The sequence below is a fragment of the uncultured Caballeronia sp. genome (genome assembly GCF_964243625.1).
Taxonomy (GTDB): domain Bacteria; phylum Pseudomonadota; class Gammaproteobacteria; order Burkholderiales; family Burkholderiaceae; genus Caballeronia.
In genome coordinates, this window is record NZ_CAXTGZ010000393.1 from 1 (window position 1) to 5,860 (window position 5,860).

6 protein-coding genes are annotated in these 5,860 nt (G+C 53.1%); all 6 read left to right on the forward strand.

Annotated features, from left to right (window positions below):
- Window positions 1–596 (forward strand): M24 family metallopeptidase (locus tag ACFFAR_RS22665; RefSeq protein WP_375508506.1); only part of this gene is annotated, 596 nt, incomplete at its 5' end.
- Window positions 593–1,243, forward strand: a complete 651-nt coding sequence (locus ACFFAR_RS22670; RefSeq protein ID WP_375508507.1) for a flavin reductase family protein — start codon at window positions 593–595, stop codon at window positions 1,241–1,243. The genes ACFFAR_RS22665 and ACFFAR_RS22670, both read left to right, overlap by 4 nt.
- Before the next feature lie 188 nt (window positions 1,244–1,431).
- A complete protein-coding gene (locus ACFFAR_RS22675) occupies window positions 1,432–2,562 on the forward strand; it encodes a porin (protein ID WP_375508508.1) in 1,131 nt (376 codons plus the stop codon).
- Between the two features lie 260 nt (window positions 2,563–2,822).
- Window positions 2,823–3,761, forward strand: coding sequence for an ABC transporter substrate-binding protein (locus ACFFAR_RS22680; RefSeq protein ID WP_375508509.1), 939 nt, complete (start codon window positions 2,823–2,825; stop codon window positions 3,759–3,761).
- An 81-nt stretch (window positions 3,762–3,842) separates the two neighbouring features.
- On the forward strand, window positions 3,843–4,634 hold the full coding sequence (locus ACFFAR_RS22685; protein WP_375508510.1) for an amino acid ABC transporter permease: 792 nt from the start codon (window positions 3,843–3,845) through the stop codon (window positions 4,632–4,634).
- 105 nt (window positions 4,635–4,739) lie between these two features.
- Window positions 4,740–5,834, forward strand: coding sequence for a sugar phosphate isomerase/epimerase family protein (locus tag ACFFAR_RS22690; RefSeq protein ID WP_375508511.1), 1,095 nt, complete (start codon window positions 4,740–4,742; stop codon window positions 5,832–5,834).
- The last annotated feature ends 26 nt before the right edge of the window (window positions 5,835–5,860 follow it).

Here is a 5,860-nt window from a genome sequence, read left to right on the forward strand (position 1 = left end):
TCTCCAATGTCACTTATCAAGGCTACACGGCGCAAACGGCGCGGATGATTGCGGTCGGTGACATCACCGAGCGGCAAGAAAAAGTGTTGGCCGCTTGCACCGAAGGCGTAAAGCGCGCAGAGAAATTGATCAAACCTGGCGCGCTATTTAGCGACGTCAACAATGCGGCATTCACCGCCTATGTGGAACACGGGTTGTTGACGTCTCCGCATGCACGCACGATGCCTTATAACTGGGCCCCAGCAGAGGACGGTGGCCCGCGCATGGTGCCGATGCAATACGTACCGGATGCCGACTGGGAAGCCCAGGGGCGCAAGCTGATGCATGTCTACCCCGCGACACACGGCCCGCACAATCCGAACTTGGGGCATTCCGTCGGCATGGCCGGTGGACAAAATAGTTTCAATGTGTCTTCACACAATCACGACCGGCTCGAAGAAGGCATGGTTTTCGTGCTTCATACGCAGTGGCTGGAAGCTCAGTCGGCCGGTTGCAATATCGGTGATTGCTATGTCGTGACGGCGAATGGATTCGAGAATCTGAGTCGGCATACGCCGTTGGAGACATATCGCATCGACATTGAGGCCCAAGCATGAAAGCGCCTTCCTACGACCATGTCCATTTCGACTGTGCCGATCTCACCGCGCGCGAGCGCTACAAGCTCTTGATCGGCACGGTGATTCCTCGCCCAATCGCGCTTGTCACGACGGTGGACCATACCGGACGTCCGAACGCCGGACCGTTCAGTTTTTTCAACGTGTTAACCCATGATCCAGCCATCGTCGCAATCGGGGTTGAAAACCACGAAGATAGGCAGTTTAAAGATACGGCGCGTAATATCCGCGACACGGGCGAGTTCACAATCCATATTTGCGATACAGCGTTGGCTGCGCAAATGGAAATCTGCGCGATCAAGTTCGGTCCCGAAGTCGATGAATTGCATGCCGCCGGGCTGGATACCGTTCCCGGGCGCTTAGTGCGTAGCCCGCGTATCCTGGCGGCGCCTGCAGCACTGGAGTGTAAGCGCTATATGACGCTCCAGATCAGCAACGCCAGGGAAATAATCTTAGGTGAGGTGCTTGGTATTCACGTACGTGGCGATGCGGTCGATCCTCACAATTTGCATATCGATCAATACAAGATGGACGCAATTGGCCGTCTAGGGGGGCATAGCTATACGCGGATCCAAGATCAGTTCGAGGTCCGCACGCTATCGCCGGAGGAATTCGCGCGACAGCAATAGCACACGGCGGCAGCTGCCTCGCGCTCTGCCGTGGCTACCGCATGAGTCTTGCCTAGATCTATCTTTGTAGATCCAAAAATGCCAGGCATTACGCCGTAACCGTATTCGATATCACGCCCGCACTGCAGGACAATTTATAGAATTTTTCCCTTTATATAATTTGTTGTACTAATTAAAAAGGTGCCATTGTGAAATTTTTGAGATTTACCGGTATTGCCATTGGCTCTTCGGCTTGTATTGCCTCGGTACACGCGCAAAGTAACTTAACGTTGTATGGGACGATCGACACAGGTGTAGCCTATGTGCACAACAGCGGTGGTGTCAGCTCGCAATGGCAAACCAATGCGGGTGGATTATATGGAAACTCATGGGGAATGACTGGACATGAAGATCTGGGTGGCGGGATGGGCGCACTTTTCAAGTTGGAGAGCAATTTCAATGTCAACGATGGTACTTTGGCGAACAACGGCAGAATGTTTGGCGGAAAGTCATACGTTGGCTTAACGAGCGACCGGTTGGGTAGTGTGCTGCTGGGTCGGCAAAATGATCCGCTGGCGATGCTGCTAAGCGGGATGACTGGAAATACGTTCAGCGGGTTTTTTGCTCCTCCTGGCGACTTTGACAACTACAACGGCAGTATGAATTTCGATAATGCCTTGACGTGGATAAGTCCGAATTGGTCTGGTGTCACAGTGCAGACGATGTACTCGGTAGGCGGCGTAGCTGGCGCTGTTGGATCCGGACAGTCATATTCGGCTGCTGCGGCCTATTCGCGTAATCGCCTCAATCTATCGATCGGGTTTTTACACGTCGACAACGGCAGCGCGCGTGTTGGTCAGCGCGGCGAGTCCACAGCAGATTCAGTGTTTCGCAGTGCGGTCAATTCGGCATATGCATCGGCGCACGACATCGATATCTTCCGTGTCGCGGGCAACTATTTGGTCGGACCTGTTACCCTCGGTACCGCATACAGTTTGTCTGAATACCGCCCGGATGCCGCTTCGGCGTATTCGAATACGGAACAGTACTTCAACGGATCGATGTTTGCTGCGTGGCGCGTTACCCCTGCGCTCTATGCCATCGCAGGCTATAACTTCACCAAGACGTCGGGCGATTCCGCGGCAAAGTATCACCAGTTCAACCTCGGGGGCGACTACAGTCTCAGCAAAAGCACGGTTGTCTATGCGCAAGCGGCGTATCAGCACGCAAGCGGCACCAACGGTCTAGGTGCTGCGCAAGCGGTGATCGGGTCGAACGATATCAATTCCAACAGTCGTTCCCAAGCCATGATCGACATTGGTTTGCGGCACTTGTTCTGATGTTCGGCGCTATTGCGGTGCAATTGTGGATAAGGCGCACCAATTGACGCGCGGCGGAGCACCATCCTTGAGCGCGTAACATCTGCAGTACGAATAAAGTTGCGAAAGTTTGTACGGATGATTTAAAATTTATTGATTAATTTTTTTATTTGTCTCTTAATAATCAATGGGATAAATAACATTTCGAGAGGCTTGGCATAGCTAATGCATTAAATGCCAAGCCGGATGAATGACTGCTTATTACAGCCAAAAAGGCCTTTATGACTCACGCACATTTCGCTTTGAAACGCATAGTTTTAGGATTGCTATGCATCGGTTTGACGGTCGCGCGCATTGCCTACGCGGCAAGCCCCGTGGCAGTTGATGGCGGCGATATTGTGATTGAACGACTGCCAGGGGTGATCGCCACCCCGTTGTTGGAAAATGCTTTGCCTGCGGCGATTAAAACGTCCAAAGTCTTGAAGATCGCGACCGATCTCACGCCACCGATAAGTTTCCACGCGGATGACGGCGCCTTGATCGGTATCGACGCGGACATTGCGAAGGCACTCGGTATCATTTTGAATGTGAATGTGCAGATGACCGATGTGGGCGCAGGTGCGGCTATCGTGCCGTCGATCCTCTCCGGACGATACGATATGACGCTCTCTGGCATCAACGATGACCCGGCGCTGGAGCAGCAAGTCGACGTTGTCGACTATATGTATGATGCTACGACAATCATGACCCTTGGCGGGAATCCGCATGGGATCAAAAGCATGAGCGATCTGTGCGGAAAAGTCGTGGCGGTACCAGTTGGCACGTTTCAAGAACGCCTGGTTGAAGCAGAGTCCAAGCGTTGCAGTACCGATACGATACACATTATGGCGATACCGAAGATGCCGGACGTATTGCAGGCGGTGCGCGCGGGGCGCGCAGACGCCACCGTCAACGGCTATGCGACGAGTGTCTACACGACCCGCCATCAGGTTGGCAATGGCACGGGGCTCGCGGCACTCCCGAACGTCCGCCTGGCCGAAGGCTATCTCGGCATACTTGTCGCCAAGAACAACAAGGCGCTGCGAGACTCGGTCGTCGCGGCATTGCAGCAGATGGTCGACAGCGGCGCCTATAGTGCTATTTTGAAGAAATGGGACCTTGACCCGCTTGCTGTGCACACGGTCAAAGTAAACGATGCCCAACAACTCACCGCGAATTGAGCTATGTCAGGAATGCTCCAACAGCGTCCAAATGTGCCGCGCTTAGCGGCGATCTTGAGGCCAGTGCTATCGGGTCAGACGATGATCGCCATCGCCGTGATTATGCTACTGCTTTTTCTGGGGCATTTGGTGGGGCGTAGTCAAAGCGTGCAATGGGAGGAGGTCCGACACTACCTGTTTCATCCCACGATTTTGCAAGGTGTGCGGTTGACATTGATGTTGACTGTCGCGGCAATGATATTCGGGATCTGCCTCGGTTGCGTGTTTGCAGCCATGGCAATCTCCCAGGTCGTGGTGCTAAAAATATTGTCGGCACTTTTTATATGGCTTTTCCGAGGTGTGCCGCTTATCGTCCAGATATTTTTCTGGTTCAATATCGCGCTTTTCGTGCCTGAGCTCAGCTTTGGTACGATGACCTTGTCAGTGAACACGCTCGTCACGCCGGCCTTAGCGGGGTTTCTCGCCCTCGCCCTCCATGAAGCGGCGAATATGGCGGAAGTGATTCGCGGTGGGCTACAGTCAGTCGATCCAGGCCAGAGCGAAGCGGCCGCGTCGCTTGGGTTCACGCGCGCGCAAACACTTCGCTTGATCATCATGCCGCAGGCGGCGCGCATCATCATTCCGCCTACCGGAAACCAAACGATTGGCATGTTGAAGGCCAGTGCGATTGTTTCGGTTATCGGGATGAACGATTTGCTGACTCAAGCACAGCATATTTATGCGCAAAATTTTTTAGTCATCGAGTTGTTGATCGTTGCTTCCCTTTGGTATCTGGCGATCACGACCTTGGCATCGATCGCGCAGTATTTCCTGGAGCAGCGTATCTTGCCAAAAAACGAACGGGCATCAGGTTTTTTTGCAAGGTTTCGCTGAGCCACGCTATATCTCCCGGGAAGCTGAGTCGACGTGTCTTACTTCAACGATTACATTCTCTTTCCCCTAGGTTTCGCCTAGAAAAATATTAATATAGGACTCCAAATGAAAATAGGAATAGATAGTGTCAAATTACCAGAAGTTAGTAAGCGTGGGCCGCTTGCTAGTCTAGACCATGTTAAAGAACTCGGTCTGGAAGGCGTTTTCTTTAGCACTGTCCTGGATATGAGCCCACGTTTGGACGCGGGTGAACTTCGTGACATTCGGGCTAGGGCGGATGAGATCGGGCTGTACCTGGAAGCAGGCATCGGTAAAATCAACCCATATTGCAGCGCCGAAGCGCCCGAGCTCCGAGCGATCGGCGACGGCGATCTCATTGCGGGGTGTATCCGAATGATAGAAGCCAGTGCGTCGATAGGATGCTTCGAACTATGGGTTTGCCCGGGCAATTTTAAACCGGCGTACCGCGGTCGCTTGGCTGTGGATCGGTTTCGAACTGATGTGAGTTGGGACGATCAACTCATCGCAATCGAAAAAGTTTTGCAAAAGCTTGCACCGGCAGCGCGGGCGCACGGCACTCATTTGAATATCGAAACGCATGATGAGATTACGTCGTTTGAAATCGTGCGATTGATCGAAAAAATCGGTTCCGATTGTATCGGAGTGGTTTTTGACACTGCAAATGTGTTGCAACGCGGCGAACACCCGGTTTTCGCAGCGCGAAGACTCGCATCGTACGTGCGTCAAACACATATTAAAGATGCTTATGTGGCGCGTGCTCCAGGTGGACTTGATTTTCAGACGCGGCGATGTGGGGAAGGGATTGTGGATTTCGAGACGATCGTTCCAATGCTGCTTCAGGCCAATCCCGCCTTGAATTTATCGTTAGAAGTCGCCCAATCCACTGACGATAAGCGGCGCGCCGCAAATCCGCGTCAATGCATCCAGATCGATGATCCGGTCTGGCGCGCCGGCCATCCGGACTTGACGCATCATGAACTCGAAGCGTATCTCGCGATGGTGGACGCCTACGAGGTGCGCATCGCTGCAGGCGAGGTCGAAGATTGGGAGTGCTACGAAGCATCGCAGTATGGCTATCCCAGCTACGAGGTGCAGTCGTATGGTTATACGGCAGCGCTATCTTTTATAAGCGCCAGCAAGCGCCATATCGAAAAAATCTGTGCAGCCAGACGATCGTAAATTATGTCAATGCTCGAATGAACGAC

Bases quoted from the DNA above. Each gene is read 5' to 3' on its own strand.
- ACFFAR_RS22670 (WP_375508507.1), top strand. From the start codon at position 593: ATGAAAGCGCCTTCCTACGACCATGTCCATTTCGACTGTGCCGATCTC.
- ACFFAR_RS22680 (WP_375508509.1), top strand. From the start codon at position 2,823: ATGACTCACGCACATTTCGCTTTGAAACGCATAGTTTTAGGATTGCTA.
- ACFFAR_RS22685 (WP_375508510.1), top strand. From the start codon at position 3,843: ATGATCGCCATCGCCGTGATTATGCTACTGCTTTTTCTGGGGCATTTG.
- ACFFAR_RS22690 (WP_375508511.1), top strand. From the start codon at position 4,740: ATGAAAATAGGAATAGATAGTGTCAAATTACCAGAAGTTAGTAAGCGT.